This is a genomic window from Lacibacter luteus, from assembly GCF_004118265.1.
GTDB lineage: Bacteria > Bacteroidota > Bacteroidia > Chitinophagales > Chitinophagaceae > Lacibacter > Lacibacter luteus.
This window is the reverse complement of sequence record NZ_SDHW01000003.1, coordinates 468,824-489,331: the sequence shown is the minus strand read 5'-3', so window position 1 is coordinate 489,331 and position 20,508 is coordinate 468,824. Positions and strand designations below refer to the sequence as shown.

At 40.0% G+C, this 20,508-nt stretch carries 21 protein-coding genes; 6 read left to right on the top strand and 15 right to left on the bottom strand.

Annotation, left to right across the window (positions count from 1 at the left end; genetic code table 11):
* Position 1: 1 nt before the first annotated feature.
* The gene (locus tag ESA94_RS13150) at positions 2–1,297 is read left to right on the top strand and encodes an MFS transporter (RefSeq protein WP_129131364.1); all 1,296 of its coding nucleotides are present in this window, start codon (positions 2–4) and stop codon (positions 1,295–1,297) included.
* Positions 1,294–2,154 carry an MBL fold metallo-hydrolase gene (locus tag ESA94_RS13145; RefSeq protein WP_129131363.1) on the top strand — a complete coding sequence of 287 codons (861 nt, stop codon included), beginning with the start codon at positions 1,294–1,296 and terminating at the stop codon, positions 2,152–2,154. Before ESA94_RS13150 ends, ESA94_RS13145 begins: the two co-directional genes overlap by 4 nt.
* Before the next feature lie 76 nt (positions 2,155–2,230).
* Here the strand turns inward: ESA94_RS13145 and ESA94_RS13140 are convergent, their stop codons facing one another.
* Together ESA94_RS13140 and ESA94_RS13135 are read right to left on the bottom strand one after the other, a co-directional pair.
* Complete coding sequence (locus ESA94_RS13140; RefSeq protein ID WP_129131362.1) at positions 2,231–3,034, bottom strand: DUF3108 domain-containing protein; 804 nt, start codon at positions 3,032–3,034, stop codon at positions 2,231–2,233.
* Between the two features lie 87 nt (positions 3,035–3,121).
* Positions 3,122–4,057 carry a lysylphosphatidylglycerol synthase domain-containing protein gene (locus ESA94_RS13135; RefSeq protein WP_164972739.1) on the bottom strand — a complete coding sequence of 312 codons (936 nt, stop codon included), beginning with the start codon at positions 4,055–4,057 and terminating at the stop codon, positions 3,122–3,124.
* An 88-nt stretch (positions 4,058–4,145) separates the two neighbouring features.
* Between ESA94_RS13135 and ruvC the strand changes: the two genes are divergently transcribed.
* Entirely contained in the window at positions 4,146–4,712 is a 567-nt protein-coding gene (gene ruvC / locus ESA94_RS13130; protein WP_240671055.1) for a crossover junction endodeoxyribonuclease RuvC, read from the top strand.
* Positions 4,713–4,747: 35 nt separating this feature from the next.
* Here the strand turns inward: ruvC and ESA94_RS13125 are convergent, their stop codons facing one another.
* The 3 genes from ESA94_RS13125 to greA form a co-directional block, all read right to left on the bottom strand.
* Entirely contained in the window at positions 4,748–5,140 is a 393-nt protein-coding gene (locus tag ESA94_RS13125; protein ID WP_129131359.1) for a hypothetical protein, read from the bottom strand.
* Positions 5,141–5,142: 2 nt separating this feature from the next.
* Positions 5,143–5,544, bottom strand: coding sequence for an HIT family protein (locus tag ESA94_RS13120; protein ID WP_129131358.1), 402 nt, complete (start codon positions 5,542–5,544; stop codon positions 5,143–5,145).
* Between the two features lie 88 nt (positions 5,545–5,632).
* The gene (greA, locus tag ESA94_RS13115) at positions 5,633–6,103 is read right to left on the bottom strand and encodes a transcription elongation factor GreA (RefSeq protein WP_129131357.1); all 471 of its coding nucleotides are present in this window, start codon (positions 6,101–6,103) and stop codon (positions 5,633–5,635) included.
* 546 nt (positions 6,104–6,649) lie between these two features.
* Between greA and ESA94_RS13110 the strand changes: the two genes are divergently transcribed.
* Positions 6,650–10,210 carry a PAS domain S-box protein gene (locus ESA94_RS13110; protein ID WP_129131356.1) on the top strand — a complete coding sequence of 1,187 codons (3,561 nt, stop codon included), beginning with the start codon at positions 6,650–6,652 and terminating at the stop codon, positions 10,208–10,210.
* 36 nt (positions 10,211–10,246) lie between these two features.
* Positions 10,247–10,795: a DUF2911 domain-containing protein gene (locus ESA94_RS13105; protein ID WP_129131355.1), complete on the top strand. Its 549-nt coding sequence runs from the start codon at positions 10,247–10,249 to the stop codon at positions 10,793–10,795.
* On the opposite strand, the gene ESA94_RS13100 is transcribed toward ESA94_RS13105, so the two are convergent.
* From ESA94_RS13100 to ESA94_RS13085, 4 genes are all read right to left on the bottom strand, one after another.
* Positions 10,796–11,719, bottom strand: a complete 924-nt coding sequence (locus tag ESA94_RS13100) for an NAD(P)-dependent oxidoreductase (RefSeq protein ID WP_240671054.1) — start codon at positions 11,717–11,719, stop codon at positions 10,796–10,798. It lies immediately after the preceding gene.
* A gap of 27 nt (positions 11,720–11,746) precedes the next feature.
* Positions 11,747–12,502 (bottom strand): 16S rRNA (adenine(1518)-N(6)/adenine(1519)-N(6))-dimethyltransferase RsmA, encoded by a 756-nt coding sequence (gene rsmA, locus ESA94_RS13095; protein WP_129131353.1) that lies wholly within the window; start codon positions 12,500–12,502, stop codon positions 11,747–11,749.
* Positions 12,503–12,555: 53 nt separating this feature from the next.
* A complete protein-coding gene (locus ESA94_RS13090) occupies positions 12,556–14,520 on the bottom strand; it encodes a T9SS type A sorting domain-containing protein (protein WP_129131352.1) in 1,965 nt (654 codons plus the stop codon).
* A 61-nt stretch (positions 14,521–14,581) separates the two neighbouring features.
* On the bottom strand, positions 14,582–14,983 hold the full coding sequence (locus tag ESA94_RS13085) for a hypothetical protein (protein ID WP_129131351.1): 402 nt from the start codon (positions 14,981–14,983) through the stop codon (positions 14,582–14,584).
* Between the two features lie 227 nt (positions 14,984–15,210).
* On the opposite strand from ESA94_RS13085, the gene pdxA reads away from it, so the two are divergent.
* On the top strand, positions 15,211–16,302 hold the full coding sequence (pdxA, locus tag ESA94_RS13080; protein ID WP_129131350.1) for a 4-hydroxythreonine-4-phosphate dehydrogenase PdxA: 1,092 nt from the start codon (positions 15,211–15,213) through the stop codon (positions 16,300–16,302).
* 82 nt (positions 16,303–16,384) lie between these two features.
* On the opposite strand, the gene ESA94_RS13075 is transcribed toward pdxA, so the two are convergent.
* Genes ESA94_RS13075 through ESA94_RS13050 form a run of 6 tightly spaced genes read right to left on the bottom strand, consistent with a single transcriptional unit; the run spans position 16,385 to position 20,503 of the window.
* Entirely contained in the window at positions 16,385–17,110 is a 726-nt protein-coding gene (locus tag ESA94_RS13075) for a hypothetical protein (RefSeq protein WP_129131349.1), read from the bottom strand.
* Positions 17,111–17,128: 18 nt separating this feature from the next.
* Positions 17,129–18,004: an ABC transporter permease gene (locus tag ESA94_RS13070; RefSeq protein WP_129131348.1), complete on the bottom strand. Its 876-nt coding sequence runs from the start codon at positions 18,002–18,004 to the stop codon at positions 17,129–17,131.
* Positions 17,982–18,917, bottom strand: a complete 936-nt coding sequence (locus ESA94_RS13065; protein ID WP_129131347.1) for an ABC transporter ATP-binding protein — start codon at positions 18,915–18,917, stop codon at positions 17,982–17,984. Before ESA94_RS13065 ends, ESA94_RS13070 begins: the two co-directional genes overlap by 23 nt.
* A 57-nt stretch (positions 18,918–18,974) precedes the next feature.
* The gene (locus tag ESA94_RS13060) at positions 18,975–19,259 is read right to left on the bottom strand and encodes a winged helix-turn-helix domain-containing protein (RefSeq protein ID WP_129131346.1); all 285 of its coding nucleotides are present in this window, start codon (positions 19,257–19,259) and stop codon (positions 18,975–18,977) included.
* Positions 19,252–19,911, bottom strand: coding sequence for a hypothetical protein (locus ESA94_RS13055; RefSeq protein ID WP_129131345.1), 660 nt, complete (start codon positions 19,909–19,911; stop codon positions 19,252–19,254). Before ESA94_RS13055 ends, ESA94_RS13060 begins: the two co-directional genes overlap by 8 nt.
* A gap of 4 nt (positions 19,912–19,915) precedes the next feature.
* Positions 19,916–20,503, bottom strand: coding sequence for a hypothetical protein (locus ESA94_RS13050; protein WP_129131344.1), 588 nt, complete (start codon positions 20,501–20,503; stop codon positions 19,916–19,918).
* Between the last annotated feature and the right edge of the window lie 5 nt (positions 20,504–20,508).

The window sequence follows — 20,508 nt, the reverse complement described above, 5'->3', positions numbered from 1 at the left end:
TATGCAGACTGCTTCTAAAAAAATAGTAAACGGTTGGGCCATGTACGATTGGGCCAACAGTGTTTACAATCTTGTTATTACCACTACTTTTTTTCCGGCCTACTATGCAGCCGTAACAGGTATAAAAAACTTCCCTGACGGTATCACTTTTCTCGGAAGAACATTTGTAAACACAGAGTTGAAGGATTATGTGTTAGCCTTTGGTTTCCTGCTCATTGCATTGTTATCACCTATTCTTTCTTCTATTGCCGATTATAAAGGCAATAAGAAAAACTTCATGCGGTTCTTTTGTTACCTCGGCGCCATCAGTTGTTCTACCATGTTCTTTTTTGATAAAGATCATGTAACACTCGGGCTTGTTTGTTTCATGTTTGCAGGTATTGGGTTTTATGGTTCGCAGGTGTTTTACAACTCTTACTTACCGGAAATAGCAGCCGAAGAAGATATGGACCGCATCAGTGCAAAAGGTTTTACTATGGGTTATATCGGCAGTGTTTTGTTGCAGATGGTGGGCTTTGCATTGGTGGTAGTAATGAAAGAAAATCCTGCACTTCCTTTAAAGATCACGTTCCTGTTGGTTGGTGTTTGGTGGGTTGTGTTTGCACAAATTCCCTTCAGCCGTTTACCCAACCAAAGCAACAAAACCGAACGTAAATTAAAAAAGCATGTGCTGGTAAATGGTTTTCATGAATTACGATTGGTGTGGAAACAGGTTGCGAATATGCCTGTGCTGAAACGTTTCTTAACAGCTTTTTTCTTCTACAGCATGGGTGTGCAAACAGTGTTGCTCGTTGCCATTGATTTCGGCATTAAGGTTCTGAACCTTGAAAATGTAAAGCTGATCATTACAGCTGTGCTGCTACAGCTTGTTGCAATTCTTGGTGCGTTGCTAATGTCGAGACTTTCCGGAAGGTTTGGTAATATACAGGTACTCATTTTTACCGTGTTGTTGTGGATATGTGCATGTGTTGGTGGTTATTATATTCAGACTGAAATGCATTTTTATATTGTTGCTTCGTTTGTTGGTTTGGTAATGGGTGGCATACAGGCATTGAGCCGTGCAACATACGCCAAGCTGATGCCTGCAACAAAAGATACTACTTCGTTCTTTAGCTTTTATGATGTAACAGAAAAGTTTGCCATTGTTATCGGTCTGTTCTCTTTTGGTTTTATTGAAGGCATTACGAAGAATATGCGTAACTCCATACTGGTACTCATCATATTCTTTGTACTGGGTCTTGTATTTCTTTGGCATACCTTGCGTACACAACGTAAAGAACAAACTGCATTGTCATGAAACTTTATACGATCGATACCGGTTATTTTAAATTAGATGGCGGTGCTATGTTTGGTGTGGTGCCAAAAAGTATGTGGAACAAACTAAACCCTGCTGATGAAAATAATCTGTGCAGCTGGGCCTTGCGTTGTTTATTAATACAAGATGGAGATCGGTTGATATTGGTTGATACAGGTAACGGTACCAAACAGGATGAAAAATTCTGGAGCCATTATTATTTGCATGGCGATGACACACTGGAGAAATCATTGGCAAAACATGGTTTCAGTAAAGATGATATAACTGATGTAATTCTTACCCACTTACATTTCGATCATTGTGGTGGAGCTGTTGATCTGGTTGATGGCAAATTGGTAACTGCATTTAAGAACGCAACTTACTGGAGTAATGAAGCACATTGGAAATGGGCTACACAACCAAACGACAGGGAAAAAGCATCTTTCCTCAAAGAAAACATTCTGCCGATAGAAGAAAGCGGTCAGTTGAAATTTATTGTTCCGGGCGAACGGAAGTTCCACCAGCTATCATCTTCGGTGTTTAACGAAAATATCTCTGTTCGTTTTGTAAGTGGTCATACCGAAAGTATGATGCTGCCGCAGATCAACTACAAGGGTAAAACGATTGTGTACATGGCCGACTTGCTTCCTGCAGCTGCACATATTCCTATTCCGTATGTAATGGCGTATGATATGTTTCCGCTTACAACGTTGAGTGAGAAGAAAGCGTTCTTAACCGAAGCTGTGGAGAATGATTATATCCTGTTCTTTGAACACGATCCGAAGATCGAATGCTGTACGGTGCATCAAACAGAGAAAGGAATAAGAATGAAGGAGAGTTTTCGTTTGGAAGAAGTATAGTTACAGAACCGTCCTTCGACCCGGTAGCTATCGGGTTCGCTCAGGACTCACTCTCACTATTGTACCTTACCTCTAACTATTTCGTACTGATGAGGCCGGTTAATTTATACCGTGTATTCTTGTAACCCATCATATCCACTTTTACACTACCTACAGAAATGGGGCTTTCAATACGTACAGGAATACGGTTGGCATCATCACTTACCCACACCGTCATTTTTTCACCACCTTTAAAAATGGTACCCTCAATTAAAAGAGGCTTAAACTTAATGGCATTAAACTTTCCGTACTTGGTTTTTATTTTTTCTTTACCGAGATAGCGTATGTATAACCCATACGTCTTATCATCAATAAACATATTGAAAGGTATGCGATCGCCGGGTTTGTATTTATTAAAGTCGATATTACGTGAATAGTATATGGCACTTAATACATCCTGTATACATTCAGGTGTTTTAAATGTTCCGCCCTGCGATGTGGCTGTGTTTGCCTGCTGATTAAACGTTACGGTTTCAAATTTTTTAAAATCACCTTCAAGCATATTACGTACAAACTTGTATGGTTGCAAAGTAGCGGTGTCAATATAACTTTCGTATTTATCCCGCACTTTAAAGAATCCATCAAAAAAGGAGTTTGTTTTACCATCGCCCACTAAATGATAAACGGGCTTACCATTGTAACGTTCATTGTAGATATTGAAATTTGCTTCGCCGCCATAAACATAAATTCCTGCAAGCGTGTAATACACATGATAGTTTATTGATTCGCCTGCGTGCCAGGCTGTATTACGGATATTTCCACAAAATTCGTCGCCTGTTACGGTTGGCTGGTTTGTAAACGACAGTAATAAAAAACTTAACAATACTACAATGCTCTTCATGCCACAGGTTTTAATGCTTTTCAATTCCACTTGGCCGGATCCTCCCGGCAGATTTTGTATATAGACAATGCTTTTGCACAGATGGTTTCATCGTTCCTTAAATATTTTTATCGACAGCAGCAACAAACTACCTACCAGGGCGGGCAACACAAGGTTCAATAACCACACCAACACGCTGCCTGCAAGTATTGCCAATGTATTGGCGCTAAACACACCTATAATTGCAATGGCCACTTTACCACGGATGCCCACATCAGCAATGGCAAAGCTCGGTACAATAGCCATTACCAGGAAAATTAATGCAATGCTCCAAAAACCTTCCCACCAGGGCAAATTTACCCGTAATGCCTGCCATATTAAAACGTATTGCAAGGCAAAAACAACAAAACGTAAAAAAGAATAAAATAATATGCTGTAATAAGTCTTGTTATTTAAGTAATCGAGTACAGTTGCAAACGCTAACTTTTCTTTCAACCATGGAATCCATTGCAGCATCTTCGCCAGTAACTGCATCCGGAAAAAAAAGAGTGCGGTAATACCAATAAAAAACAACACCGACCATAAAAATACCTGAAGCAATATGCCCGATAAATGATTACCGTCAAGCTGTACCAGTTGAATTTGTTTACGCATGAGCAACAAGGCCACTAACCCGCAAACTAAAGTGATCAAAAGCTGGCCCACACTGCTTACCAATGTAAGTGCAACCCCTTTTAAACGGTTTTGTGGTTGCAGGTAAACAATACGGCCACCATACTCACCCACACGGTTGGGTGTATTCATGGCAAGCGACAAACCACTCAATACCGACTCGTATGCTTTGCTGAATGAAAATGGCTGTAACTTATTTACCAGCAAGTACCATTTATATGCTTCCAATCCCCAGTTAACAGGCATCAATAAAATTCCTAACCACAGCATCCAGCTGTTTGCTCCGTAAAAAGCCTGTTTTACCTGTAGCCATGCATTGGGCAGATCAGGCTGTTGTTTTACCTGGTTATACAGCGAAACGCTGATCCACACAAAAAGTACGGGGCCAAGAAAGTAATTGACAATGATTTTGAAGTTCCTGTTCAGTTTCTGTTTATTTTGGTCAAAAATAATCTGCTCCTTGCAAAGTTTTTCTAAAATCATATTGGGTATCGATCCGGGTACTGTAGTAATGGGTTACGGACTTATTGGTATACAGCAGCAAAAACTGCATTTAATTGAAATGGATGTGCTGAAGCTGGCAAAGCACAAAGACATTTATCTGCGCCTGCAATTGATTCACGAAAAAGTAAAAGAGATCATCGAACATCACCACCCTACCGACTTTGCGATTGAAGCGCCCTTTTTTGGAAAAAACGTGCAGAGTATGCTGAAGCTGGGGCGGGCACAAGGCGTTGCCATTGCTACAGCGATGAGTTCTGGTTTATCAGTTACAGAATACTCTCCCAAAAAAGTAAAACAATCGGTAACCGGTAATGGTAATGCCGATAAAGAGCAGGTTTGGCAAATGCTGCAACAGCATTTACAGTTTAAAGCCAAACCAAAATACTTTGATGCTACCGATGCACTGTCGGTTGCTTTATGCCATCACTTTCAAACAAGCAAACCTTTGTTGAAGGGATTGGGAAAAGTAAAAAACTGGGAAGATTTTGTAAAACAAAATCCTGCACGTGTAAAAAAGAAATGAATCAATAAAGCAGAGAGCTTGACTACATCAGCTATCTAATCTGTGCGCCGCATTTTTTTCATGTTCAGCAGGAATAATGCTGCAGGGATAAAACCAACAAAATAGATCGGGTTGAAATGTCCGAATAATAAATCAACAACAATTTTTAATGCCACAACAATAACAAAGCTGATCGGCCCCCATTTTTCCATACTCCACACTCCGCTTAATGCCACAAATGAGAACACCATCATCAGCGCATTTACAGCGGGATACAATGTATCTACACCACTTTTGTTTAAAGCTGTATTGCCTGTATAGGACGATGCGATTTCCCACAAGCCCCAGGCAAACAGCAAGACACAAAAAACTGTAACTAATTGAGGACGGGGATTTCGTTTACCACCCTTCTTCTTATAACCGTATTTATCGTATTGAACTTCGTTCATGCTTACTGTTGATTTAGTTGGTCGAGTATTTTTTGTTGTGTTGCCTGCATTTGCTCAGCCGTCAACTTTAATTTCGGCCGTGTAAAATTAAGATCATCTGCACTGTTAATCGGCACCAGGTGTACATGTGCATGTGGTACTTCCAGGCCAACAACCGAAATGCCAACTCTGTCGCAGGGAAAAACTGCTTCCATTGCTTTGGCAATTGGTTTGGCAAATACAAGCAAAGCTGCTAATTCCTCATCGCTAACATCAAACAACTTATCCGTTTCTTTTTTTGGCACAACCAAAGTATGTCCTTCTACCAACGGAAAAATATCGAGGAATGCATAAAACTGTTCGTTCTCTGCAATTTTATACGAAGGAATATCGCCTGCAATGATTTTTGAAAAAATGCTGCTCATACTGTTTTCGTTTATTAAATGCCGATTGTTTGTTTCAAGCTGACAGTTGCGTAACTAACCCTACAGCTTTCGCCTTAAACCTTCAACCTTACACAGTAATTTCTTCAATTCTGAACTTCACCATACCTGCAGGCACCTGTACTTCGGCCACATCGCCCACTTCTTTACCAAGTAAACCTTTGCCAATAGGCGATGAAACCGAAATTTTTCCAGCTTTCAGATCGGCTTCCTTTTCACTAACAATCTGGTAGGTGATCTTTTTATTAGTTGCAATATTGGTAATGGTCACTTTTGTTAAGATAGCCACACGACTTGTATCGATAGTGCTTTCATCTACAATACGGGCATTGGCAATAACGCCTTCTAACTGGCTGATCTTTGCTTCGAGCAAACCCTGCGCTTCCTTTGCAGCATCATATTCTGCATTCTCTTTTAAATCGCCTTTTTCACGTGCTTCGGCAATTGCTCTCGACGCTGCAGGGCGTTCCACTCCACGCATATGTTGCAGTTCGGCTTGCAGTTTTTCCAGTGTTTCTTTCGTAACATATTGTACGCTCATAAATCCTCCTTGCTTTGTGGTTATACTTATACTACATAGCCAACAAATTTTATTCTCTTTATTTTCGGCGTAGTAGTACAAAAAAATAACAACGCCTCAAGATAGTTTGAAGCGTTGCTGTTTTGTTAAGTACAAAAGTAAAGTTTTTTTGGAAACCAAAAACAGTTGTTTGGCTTCGTTTAAGTACTGATAATTGGGGTTTGACTTTTTAAAAGAGACTGCTTTACTTACATGTATACGCCTGCCCCGCATTTTCTACCCCCTCTTGATTATCAACTGAGAAAAACAGAAGCAAATCAGAAAAGAAGTGCTGCAAAATGCAACCTGCCTTCATTTTTTATTCCTCTTCTCTTTTTATTTACATATAAAAATTGCTAAATTTAAAATCAGTATTTCTTTGTTAAATACAACCAATACGCCTGATTTTTAATTTTTCCTGAGTTTCTGCATTCCAAACTCAAGAAATTCCGGCGGTAACCTTTAAAGCAACTATAAGTTTGAGCCTACTTAAGACAGAAGATTGATCACATTCTGCCAGTTGTAACTATGATAAAAATATCGGTTAATAAAACCTTGTCGCTTGCTGCAATCTTGCTTTTTGCAAGCCTTGCAATTGTGTTATACGTAACGGTAAGGCAATCGAAGAATGTTAAAGAAGCATCTTTATCTGTTTCGCATACAGAACAGGTATTATTTCATATTCAGAAATTGGTACTGCTTGCCTATGAAAACGAAACCGGTTCGAGAGGTTTTGTTATTACAGGTAAAAAAGAGTTTCTGGATCCGTTGTACAAATCTGAAAATGACTTTAAAAAAGAACTTGCCTTACTCCAACAGTTGCTTAATACAGATAATAACAACCGGCAACAGCTAGATTCTATCAGCTATTACATAAAAGAACGCATTAGCTTTTCGCAGCAGATGGTTGAAACAAGGGTAAAAGCAGGTTTGCCGGCAGCCATTAAACTTGTTGAAAGCGGAAAAGGAAAATTTTATACGGATAAAATTGATTCGCTTTGCAACAAATTGGAAGCAACAGAGATTGCCATGCTGCAGCTAAAAAAATCGGCAACAAATACCCGGCTCTTTCAACTAAATTTTATTTTATACAGTGTTTTGCTCGGGGTTTTAATCCTCTCATTCTTTTTTCTTTACAATATCTACAACGATATTAAAAACAGAAGAAAAACGCAAAAACACCTTGAACTATTAACAAGACAAATCAATGAAGCACACGATGCTATTTATATAATAGATGCAGACAGAAGAATTACAAGCTGGAATAAAGGTGCAGAAAAACTATTTGAGTACAGCAGTTTGGAAGCACTCGGAAAAGATGTTAATACCCTTTTGCAAACCCACATAAGCGAAGAAGAAATAGCTGTTGCTCTTAAAGAGATTGCAAAAAATGATTACTGGTCGGGAGAATTAAAACGTGTTACAAAATCGGGTAAAATAATTTTTGTACGATCATCGTCTACTACAATTAAGGATGCAAAAGGTGTAATTACGGGCTATGTATCGGTTAACTTTGATATTACTCTGCAAAAAGAACTTAGCGCACAGGTACAACACCTTGCCAACATGGTAGAACATTCTTCGGATGCCATCATGTCTCGTGGACTTGATAAACGGATCATCAGCTGGAATGAAGGATCGGAAAAAACATTGGGCTACTCAAAAGAAGAAGCAATTGGCAAAACAGCAATTGAATTAGGTATGATCAGGTTTTCGCCTGAAAAGATTTTACACATTGAACAGGAAGTATTTGAAACTGGCGGGTGGAAAGGAGAAGAAGAGTATTTCCGTAAAGATGGAAGTTCGTTTACTGGCGATGTAACTGCCAATGCTGTACGAAATGAAGCTGGTGAAATTACCTCTTTACTCTTCGTTATAAAAGACATCAGCTTACGAAAAACACTCGAGGAACAATTACGAAAAATCAATGACGATCTTGAACAAAAGATTAAGATACGTACAGATGAATTAATTAAAAGTGAAAAACGTTTTCGGCTACTGATTGAACATAGTGCTGAGGGGATTGCTATGACCGATGAACGCTCAAACCTTATTTACCGTAGCCCTACAGGCTATCGTATTACCGGACATACAAGTGATGAATATGCGATCGGTCTTGCACATCCGGAAGACCTCCCGGTGATACAGGGTAAGTTTGCCGAGGCGCTGAATCATCCCGGCACGCCTGTGGAATTTATTAGCAGAGTGCAACATGCTAAAGGATATTATTACTGGTGTGAGGGCACATTAACCAACCTTTTACATGTAGATGGCATCAATGCAGTTGTGGCCAATTTCAGAGACGTAACCATGCGAAAAATTTCTGAACAGAAATTAATTGCAAGCGAGGAACAGTTTCGCCACACACTCGACAATATGCTTGAAGGTGCACAGCTGATTGGTTTCGACTGGCGCTACATTTATGTAAACAATGCCCTTGTTAAACAAAGTAAGTATACAAAAGAAGAACTCCTCGATGGACGCACAATACCGGAATTATATCCCGGTGTAGAACAAACAGCATTATACAGGGAGCTTGAAAAATGTTTTAGTACCCGTAAAGCAACGCATCTTGAATCTGAGTTTGAATTCCCCGACAAAACAAAGTATTGGTTTGAACTGAGTATTCAACCGATTCCCGAAGGCATCTTTATCCTTTCTGTTGATATTACCGACCGAAAGGTTGCCGAAGAAAAACGGATACTTTTTACTTCCATCATTAATTCATCAGACGATGCAATCGTCAGTCAATCACCCGAAGGCAATATTACAAGCTGGAACAAAGGAGCTGAGTATATTTTTGGGTATACAGAACAGGAGATCATCGGAAAGAATATAAGAGAACTAATTCCAGATCCGTTGAAACAGGAAGAAGATCTTGTAATACGAAAAGTTGCCGATGGAGAAGTATATAAACATTACGAAACACAACGCATACATAAAGATGGAGCTGTGATTGATGTTTCGTTAAGTATTTCCCCAATACATGACAGTAACGGTATTATTACCGGTGCTTCATCGATAGCAAGAGATATTACCAAACAAAACGAGAGCAGAAGAAGAGTAATTGAATCAGAAGAAAACCTTAAAACTATTTTCGAAAATACGTCGGAGGGCTTTGTATTGCTCGATGTAAACGGAACTATAAAAGCACTGAATAAAACAGCTACCCACAGCATTATTTTTAATATTGAAGACGAAGAGATCGTTAATAAAAACATTTTCGACTTTATTGAAGCAGATCGTAAAAAACACCTGCGCCTTGTAATTGCTAAAGTTTTAAAAGGTGAGCACATTGAATTCGACCGGATGCATGAAGAACCGGGCAAGGCCCCTATGTGGATCAACTATACATTTAATCCTGTAATAAATAATAGTGAAGTAACCGGTGTTTGTATTACCGGAAAAGATATATCGGAACTAAGACGCATTGAACAGGAGCGATTGCGGATGCAGATTGAAGAGCAGCGAAAAATAACCCATGCTATGTTAAAGGCTCAGGAAAAAGAAAGGCATGCAATAGGCCAGGAATTACACGACAACGTAAACCAGATATTGGTAAGCACGAATCTTATACTGTCGATGGTTAAGAAAAGCCCGGAAAGAACCGAACAGATCATTACAACTGCAATGAATAACCTGAACGATGTAATTAATGAGAACAGAAAAATAGCGCATTTATTCGTTGCACCAAACCTTGAAAAAGAAAGTCTGTTAGTACAATTAAAACAACTTGCAGGCAACATGCTTGAACCTGCATCTGCAAACGTTGAATTTATCAACGACCATTTTAAAGAAGAGCTGCTTAACAGCGATGTTAAAATTAATATTTACAGAATTGCGCAGGAACAATGCACCAATATTGTAAAATATGCGAAAGCTACATCTGTACTTTTTGAAATAGCAACCGTAAACAATCATTTTATTATGAAAATTGCTGATAACGGTGTGGGCATGACGGCCGGTAATAAGATTAATGGTATTGGCCTGCAGAACATAAACGGACGTCTTGGCTTGTTTAAAGGAACTTCTACTGTTACCACATCACCCGGCGAAGGTTATACATTAGAAATATCCATTCCTCTTTAGTTGTTAACGTATATTAGTGCTTTTATTGAAAGTATAATGATGAAATACATTCTTACTCTTTTATTGCTTGCAGCATGTACAAAACTTACAATTGCTCAAACCAACGAGATCAATTATAACCCCAACGCAAAAAAGGATACCACAAAAAAGAGTATTAAATGTGCGGCCGTTGGTAAAATAGGCAATGCCAACATCCGCATCAACTACTACTCGCCGGGTGTACGTGGACGTATTATTTGGGGCGGTGTAGTGCCCATGGATGAAGTATGGGTTACCGGTGCGCATGCTGCTACTAATATTGAAATAGATAAACCTTTTGTTATTGCAGGCAAAAAAATAGCCGCAGGTACGTATGCCATCTTTACCATTCCTTCAAATGGCGAATGGATATTTATCCTCAACAAAAATTACCAGCAGCATTTAACCGATGAGTATAATGCGAAAGATGATATTGTTCGGGTAAAAGTAAAACCCATTCAAAGCAATGCTGTTACCGAACGCCTGCAATATTTTATTGAAGAAGATAAGCTTGCAATTGCCTGGGAAAAAATGCGCATCGAAATTCCTGTTACAATACAGCACTGATTACTGCAATCCTAATTTATCGGCGAGTACTTTACTCATTTTATAAAAAGCTTCGTGTGTGTAACCTGCAATATGCGGCGTAAGCACAACATTGGGTTGCGCTGCCAACCAATCGAGCTGCTGCAACTCTTCGCTTGTATACGTATTTAATTTTTCGTTTTCCTGCACATCCAATCCTGCACCAGCAATCGATCCATTTTTTAATGCCTCAATAACAGCAGCTGTATCATGTACCCGCCCACGGGAAGTATTTAAAAAGAAAGGTTTTTGTTTGGCAGCCGCAAAAAAATCATTTCCTGCATAATGATGTGTTTCTGCTGTTAACGGTAAATGCAAACTAATAACATCGCTGTAACGCAACACCTGTTCAAGCGAAGCTTCTTTTACCTGTTCGCCACCAAACTCGTACTGGTACTTATCGTGCGCAAGAATATTTACATCAAAGCCCCGGAGTTTTTTTGCAAATGCTCTGCCTGTATGCCCGAAACCAATAATGCCAACAGTGCGGCCATTGAGTTCTACTCCCCTGTTTTCATCACGCAGCCAAATGTGTTGTTTTATTTCTTCAAAACTGCTGTTAATGTTGTTCATTAAATTCAGCAACATCGCCAATGCATGTTCACCTACAGCATCGCAATTACCTTCGGGGCTGCTGTACACTTTAACAGCTTTGCTTTCTGCAAAAGGCAGATCGATCAGTTCCAAACCACTGCCCAGGCGGCCGATCCACATAAGCTTTGTTGTTTGTGCCAGCAATGCAGCATCAATACGCACACGGGTTGAAACGACAAGCCCGGCTGCATCTTTAATTTGTTCGGTTAATTCTTCGTATGTAATCGCCGGTGCATAATGCACTTCGTAACCTCCTTCTTCAAGCTTTGTTTGCAGATAGGGATGACATTTTGCTGTAATAATAACTTTCACCGGTAAATAAATTGTTGTTGATCGATCTTATTTCATCTGAAACGTAAGCGTTGCAAAATCTTCTACAGATAATTGCTCGGCACGTTTATTAAAAATTTCGTTGCTTAAAAACTCTGCAGGAAATATGCCACGAACACCGTTACGCAACATTTTTCTTCGTTGGTTAAACGCTGTTTTAACAAGTAGCTTAAATTTTTCTTCGCTTGCCATTTGCGGAGTTGTTTTCGCCGGCTTTAGTTTAATAACACCACTTTTAACTTTTGGTGGCGGATTAAATGCGTTTTCATCCACATCAAACAAATACTCTACATCAAAATAAGCCTGTACCAACACACTTATTATACCATACGCTTTATTACCGGGTTTGGATGCTACACGTTGGGCAACTTCTTTCTGAAACATGCCCACCACACAATCTACCTGCTCTTTCCAGTCAAGTACTTTAAAAAGAATTTGAGAAGATATGTTGTAGGGGAAATTTCCAACAACCATAAAACGGTCATTGAACGGTATATCAGCATCCAGAAAACTTTTGTGAATAAGCTTGCCGGCTATTACAGGAAATGTATGTTCGAGATAGCTGATCTTTTCATCATCCAGTTCTACCGCTTTAAAATCAATTGAAGACTCCTTTAAAAAGTATTTGGTGATTGCGCCGGCCCCCGGACCAACTTCTACCAACCGTTGCGGATGTTCTTCCAAAACAGCATCTACTATTCGCTGGCAAATGCTTTCATCTTTTAAAAAATGCTGACCAAGAGATTTCTTTAATGTGTACTGCACACTGCAAAAGTAGCAGAAAAAAAATGCCCCCCGTAGAGGAGGGCTTTTTTGATTTATTGATGCGAAACAATTAAGCGTTTTCGGAAAACCTCGTTACCCAGTTTTACCTGAACAATATATTGTCCGTTGCTCCAACTGGCAGTATTGGTTATTTGCCATTCGTTGGTGCCCGGTTTAATTTGTTCAATTGTACGGTGTACCAGTGCCCCACTACTGTTGGTGATGGTTATTTCTGCACTTTCCATACGATCGGCAGTAAAGCTTATTCTAAACTGTTCGTGAACAGGATTAGGTGCAACTGTAAGTGTATAATTATTGTTACGACGTAGATACAGGCGAACAGCATTGGTGTAATAAATCTTTCCGCCCGATGAGGCAACATATTTTACCCTGTAAAAAACCTGCGTTTGGTCGCATTGTTGCAAATCATCTAATTCAAGATATGCACCTCCGCTTCGTGGCGGTATACGGTTACCAACGGTATAATAATTCCTGCCATTGTAACTCCGTTGTAATTCATAATAAGCAACTCCTTCTTCGCTTGAAGTATTCCAGTTTACCCACGCCGTTTTGTTTTGCAAACGGGCATTAAGATTATAAGGTTTTGTTGTAAGTACTTCGCAAAAATTTTGCATGGTAAGCTGAATGGTATCTGTTGCATAGGTACTACCACAACTATCCATCAACACCTGCGATACTACATAGGTACCCGGCTGATCGACATTGATGCGATCGCCTACATTTGAACCAACAATATTACCATTGGTGGTAAACCATGTATATTGCGAAGTTGCAAGCGCATTGGTTACCCAAATATCCGCTGCACCGCCAGGGCATAACGACGGAAAATCGGTTGCTACATCAGCTCTTGGTGCACGGAAAAAACTAAACGGACCAACAAAGTCTTTTAATTCTGCCGTAAATGATGTAGATGCTCTCGACTTTACAAGAATTCTTCTGAATGGCAGGCCACAAATATCATTTGATGTAACCAGCGGATCAAGACCAAGCTTGCTTAAGTTTACCGAAAACTCCATAAACTGTTTTGCAGCATATGTAGTAGTAACAGAGTTGTTTTGCAGTACAAGACTGAACGGCCCTGCCCATGTACCATTACTACTTTGCAAGCCGGAGTAAAAATTGCCCGCAGTTTTGGGCGTAATACCGGCATAACCATAAGTTGCTCCAGAACCTGCACCATCAAAAGACCCACTCCAGTTAAATGCATTAGGAGTAGATAATAACGCATCTTTATGTACCCATATCCTTGCTTCAATAAATGAAAGGTTAGAGCTACCATATTCTGCGGTTAAAATAATATCGCCTGTACGGGTAATATTTCCCGAAGCATCAAACTGCCAGGAAGTATGTCCATCGTCCGGACCATAACCATAAAACTTGAGTGAAGGTTTATCGTAATAAATATCTGTTTGATACATTTCAAAATCGAAATAACGGTTACCCGTAGTATTATCGATCGATACACCACCAAATAACCAAAGCGAATCGGCTGTGGTGGTACCCTCTCTGCGAACATGCATAAACATATCGAGGATATCGTTTTTATCGGGGATACCTTGCGACACCGGAGTCGTCCATGTATTCGGGTTCATTCCGTTTTTATTACTACCGGAAGCAAAAACCGTAGAATCATCGCCATGATGATCACGGATAAAAACGGCATCTATCAACAACCGTCCGTTTACAACAGAAAATTGCGGGAAACGCATATTTCTGAAGAACGGAAGCATACGTGTAGATGGGGTTGATGCATAACGGGAAACGATATAAGCAGCTCCTGTTGTATCGATGATGAACTCACCAACACCGGATCCTGTAACAACGTTCTGGCTAAACCAGTCATCGTTACCAACCTGCAGAAAACCGTTGAAAAAGTTGCTGCGCAATTCCGCATCTATCCCGAAACCGGCTTTGATTTGGGGCGATGTAATTTGAGCAGAAAGATTTTTGCTCCCGATTATCAACAAAAGAAACAAGCTGAGTAGAAGTTGTTTCATAGAGAATGGATTAAAAAATGAAAGAAAAGCTGCACAACGATGTTGTGCAGCTTTAGATTTTTTAACCTCTGCGACTAACGATGCGAATCATTTCAGTTGCAGAAGTAACCGATGTTCCATCGGCGTTTTTTACTTTAATACGGTAGTACAGATAACCCGGAAACACGCTATTATCTCTGTATTTTTGAGTGGCTGCGCCATCACATCCAACAGCATCAATTTCGTAGAAATTAACACCATCAAAGGAACGTTCAATGCTAAAGCATTCAACTTCGGCAGGATTTGAAACTACCCAGCTGAGCGAAACATCGTTTGCCATTCTGTGAATACGGAAATAACCAATTTCCTGTTGTGCTGCAACTGGCTTAACCATTACAGTTTTGCCAGATGATACGCCATTAGAGGCCTCTGTAGAAAGTGCTGAAGACAGCATTAGCGCTGTGCCAATGATTATTGCTTTCATGGGGATCAAGATTTGAATGCAAAATACAGTCCCTCAAACGCAACTCATAATTTTCGGTCATGAATTTCCACTTATTACGCAATCTTTTTTTACCATTGAAATGCCGTAATTTCCGCAACAGCAATAGATAATTCCCTGTATGGGAAAAAATGCATCAATGACATTCAAATGCTTACGTAATAACAGTAAATAAACAAACCAGTACATTTGCTGGTAATTTTTAAACCATGAACCAAGCTGAACAAAAACCGGTTATCGGATTTACCTCCGGCGATTTAAACGGAATTGGCCTCGAAGTAACCATTAAAGCGCTTAACGACAGCCGCATTACCGACCTGTGCATACCGGTTGTATTTGCATCGAACAAGAGCATTAACTTTTATAAAAAACTGGCAACAGAAGGTAACTTCAGCTATCAGGCAATAAAAGATTTTGAACGTCTGAGCCAAAAAACGGTAAATGTGTTCAGCAGTTGGGAAGAAGAAGTAAACATTCAACCCGGCCAGATAAACAACGAAGGCGGAGCTTATGCCATTAAATCGTTGAGCGATGCTGTACAGGCTTTGAAAGATGGAAACATTGATGCATTGGTTACTGCTCCAATTCATAAAAAAAATGTACAGTCCGAAAGCTTTCCATACACAGGGCATACGCCTTATTTAAAAGCTGCCTTTGAAGCAAACGATGTGGTGATGTTTATGGTGGCCGATAATATTAAAGTTGCATTGGTTACCGAACACATACCTGTTGCAGAAGTTGCTGCGCATATTACCAAACAGGGTATTGTAAGTAAGCTGAAGATCATGAACCAGTCGCTGAAAAAAGATTTCGGCATTACAAAACCAAAAATTGCAGTGCTGGGTTTAAACCCGCATGCAGGCGATGAAGGATTGATTGGTAAAGAAGAAGCAGAAATAATTCAACCAGCAATTAAAGAAGCAAAACAGAACGATGTGTTTTGTTTTGGCCCATATAGTTCCGATGCATTTTTCGCAAGAGGACAATACGAAAAATTTGATGCAGTGTTGGCGATGTACCACGACCAGGGCTTAATACCTTTTAAATCGCTCGCCATTGGCGAAGGTGTAAACTACACCGCAGGTTTAAGCGGCATCCGCACCAGCCCCGATCATGGAACTGCGTTTGATATTGCAGGAAAAGGAAAAGCAGACGAGTCGAGTACAAGAGCTGCATTGTTTACTGCTATCGATATATTCCGCAGCCGGCTTGGTTATGCAGATGCACGCAAAAACCCAATGCGTAAAATGAGTGCTGCAATGCTGGCAAGAGCTGTAGATGAAAAGCTTACGGAAGAATAACAGGGAGGAAAATCCAAAAAACAAAATACAAGGCTCAAGGAACAAGAGACAAGGAACCGGTAACCTGTAACCGGCAACTTTTCTATTTCAACATAGCATCGGTAACGCCTTTGTTTATTACATACGAACTGTAAGTTATTTCAACTTTTCCTTTTTTGTTTTTAGGCAGTTCGGGCTTTTTGCTGCCATCGTCGTACTCCAATGTAATTCCTTTAGGCAGTTTATAATCTTTCGTGTTAAAAGAAAAGACCACTTTGTCGGGTAAGCCCCAATCGGCATATTTACCAAACTGCATTTCCATATCGTAGGTGCCGTTTTCTTTTGTAGTGGTACTTGCTTTACGAATAAGCAGATTAGCTTCATCAATATACATTGTAGTTAATACCACATCACTCTTCTCACTCAACGGCAATAATTTAATGATGCGTACTGCAGTTGTACCCAGCGTTGTTTTACCGGCATCAATAGCCGTGTACTCATCGGTTAACAACAACGAACTTACGTTTACACTTACACCGCCTTTGGGTAATAACGATACTCCCCCATCCCGTTTAATGGCAAACCTGTTCGGCTTTTTGTAATACGATTTTATGTTTGCAACAGGGGCTTTAATAAATACCACATCGGTTTTCATTTTGCCGGTAGCTACATAATCGTTCACCTTATCCATTTTTGCTTTTACTTTCTTCACCAGTTCATCGGCAGTAAGCTCTTTGTTGAATGAGGTAAGAAGTAAGAAGTAAGAGGTAAGAACCAGCATAACCGGTAATACGTTCGCCTTGTTTTTATGTTTGCTGAATATTGTCATGCAGATTGTGTTTAACTATTAACTTAACACGTCTTTACGGTTAAAAATAAAAATAGCCGACCCTGTAAAGATGAGAATGTGCAGTAAAAGGATGCCTGCACTTCGTAATACAGCCGGCAGGTTACGGATGGTGCCCGGTATCGACATTCCTTCTGCATCCGTCTTCATTTCAAAAAACCCTTTCCAGCCAATCATGTGCGTGGTAAAGAAAAAATCCTTTACACTTTGAAACAACGGAATATCTAGCGTTGTTAAAATTGTAAACACAATAATCACACTCATGGTTGCAACAATTGGTCCTAATGAGTTTTCGGCAAATATGGAAAAGAAAAAACCGAGCGATGAAACAGTGATTAAAGCCAGCGCTGCGAAACCAAATGCACAGAGATAGCGCCAGAAAACATCATTACCATTAAGAATAATTATCTCATAACTCTTGGCATTGATCAATCCGTCTGTTCCAAAAACTACCATTGATAAAAACAAACCAAGGATGGCAATCCATATCAGCAGTATGATGGCATAAATTGCCGATGCAAAAAATTTACTCAGCAATAATTTTGTACGGCTTACCGGTTTACTGATGAGTAAACGCAACGTGCCCATGTTTGCTTCGCCTGCAACCATATCGGCACTTACCAATGCTACCAGCAACGGCACATGTATCAACAAGGTTTGTAAAATAACAAAGCAAACAAAATAACCATTGAGCGGATCACCAATTACATCAAAACTTTCTTTCACATCACGCAAAACAAAATCCATGTACTTTGGCCCGTCAACATAAATTGCCAGTTGAATTAACGACACAATTGCCCACACTGCAATAAACGCAATGTAAGTACGTGGACGTTTAAACACTTTAAACAATTCAATTTTTAAAAGGCTCCACATGTTGATTGGCTGTTGTGATCTTTAAAAAATAATCTTCCAGTGAGTGGCATGCATGAATACCCAGAATGCTGATGTTGTTTTCGATCAACATCTTTGTTAACACGGGCACTTCTTCTTTCCGCAACTTCAACTCAATACCGGCTGCATCAATACCTATTAACTGTGTTGCATAGTTACTGTTGCGCAGCAATTCTTCGCAGGCCGGCTGATTGGTTGTTTCGATCAATACCACCGTATCATCCGGGTGAAATAATTCGCTCACTGTTCCTTCCACCAGCTTTTTTCCTTTATCAATAATGAGCATACGGTTAGCGATCTGCTCCACTTCGCTCAACAAATGCGACGACACCAACACCGTTTTCTTCATCTTTTCCCGCAGCATCAAAATTAAATTACGCATATCGGCAATACCCTGCGGATCGAGACCATTCGTTGGTTCATCCAATACAATCAGCTCAGGATTATGTACCAATGCAACGGCAATGCCTAAGCGCTGTTTCATACCCTGCGAAAACGTACGCACTTTGCTGTTGGCACGTTGCGCCAAACCTACAAGCTCCAGCTGATCCATATACTGCTGCCTTGTGAGTTTAACACTGCTCATGGCTGCAAACAACTGAAGCGTTTCGTAAGCCGATAAATATTTGTAAAGATCGGGCCGTTCAATAACTGCACCCGTATTGCGCAGGATTTCTTTTCGGTGATGTTGCAGATTGTAACCAAAAACTTCAATGCTGCCACTGGTAGGTTGTATTAAAGTTAAAAGCATGCGGATGCTGGTTGATTTACCTGCACCATTTTGCCCGAGGAAACCATATACATCGCCTTTTTGTACGGTAAAGGAGAGATCGTTAACTGCGGTTAATTCACGAAATGTTTTTGTAAGATGGCTAACCTTAATAATTGCTTCCATAATTATTACTGCTGTAACAATACGTAAGTAAAGATAAGGGTAGATAAAACCGAAAACTTATTTAGGCAAATAAGTTTGCAAGGCTTTTACATAGGTTTCAAAAGCGGTAACACCTTGCGGAGTAATTTTGCAGATCGTTTGCGGATAGTTGTCTTTAAATTGCTTCAGCACATCAACATAACCGGCGTCCTTCAGTTTGCTTATCTGCACACTGAGGTTACCTGCTGTAGAACCGGTTTTTTCTTTAATGAATGTAAACTCCGCTTCCTTTACACCAATAAGCAGGCTCATAACGGCAAGCCGTAATTGCGAATGTAATATGGGATCAAGATCTTTAAACATGCTGTTCGTTCTTTCCCTTCAAATAGTTTGATCGTAACACAATGCCGGGTATCAACCAGGCCAAAGCAGCAGAAACAGCCATCAGCAGAAAGTCGAACTTGGTAATGGTGAACGCACTTATTAATGCACTTACCCAACAAACAATTCCACCAACTGTCATCAATTTAAACTTTCGTGCAGCACCCGTAACAATGGTTGGGTAACCGTACACAAACAATAAATAAGAAGACCCGTATGTCCAGAAATTGGGAATATTTTCTTTGCCTGTTATCTCACGGTAATCGTTCAGCAATGGATTAACTGCATCGGCTGCCACATTGTTCAAAAAGTTGACGATGAACACGCCAATACCAAAGCATAGCCATACATAACTCATAATATCATCATCCCAGCCTTTTGCTTTACGTTCTCTACGTTCACGCACAGAAATAAATATTTGGGGAATAATGGCTGCCAATGCAAGTATCCACACATCAAACGGCAAGTGCCATTGAAAATGGATGATCAGAAACTGAACGATGCTGCAAAAGCTGATAACAGCACCCCAGAGAATAGGGCCAATGCCGGTATCAACAAAATTGTTTTTTGCACGGCTGATCATTTGCTGAATCAGCTGCAGGCTTTCCTGTTCTGTTAATTGTTTCTCTTCCATAAAATCAAGACTGGGTTTTAAAACGTAAACGAAGTAAATAACCCGGAACGATCCAGGTTGTTATTACTGCCAATGCCAATAATAAAAAAGAAAACTCATATGGAATAAAAACAGAACACAGTGCAAGTACCCAGCAACTGATGGCGCCTAAACGTAACGGCATAAACTTTAAAATTACACCCGATAAAAAAGTGGGCATTCCATAAAGCATCAGTATAAGCGGATTAAACAATTCCGGGTGACCACTCCTGCCGATGATGATGCCAACAAGAAAACCCATTACTACAAATACAACCCAAACAAAATTGGTGATCTCATCGGTGTAGGTACGTACTCCTTCACTCTTTTTTTTACGGGCAAGATAGATCATCTGGTAAACGACTGTTGGAATCGTAAGCATCCAGATGAACATCAGGTTTTTAAAATTTGAGAAAAAGTAAATGGAAACAAAACTTACAATACTGCAAAGCAAAACCACCCAGCCCCATAATAAATACAGATGACCGTTTTCGTTAAAACGGTTTTGTGCTTTGCTGATCATGGATTCGATCAGTTGCAGACTGTCTTTTGCTGAAAAGTCTTGTTGCTCCATGTACT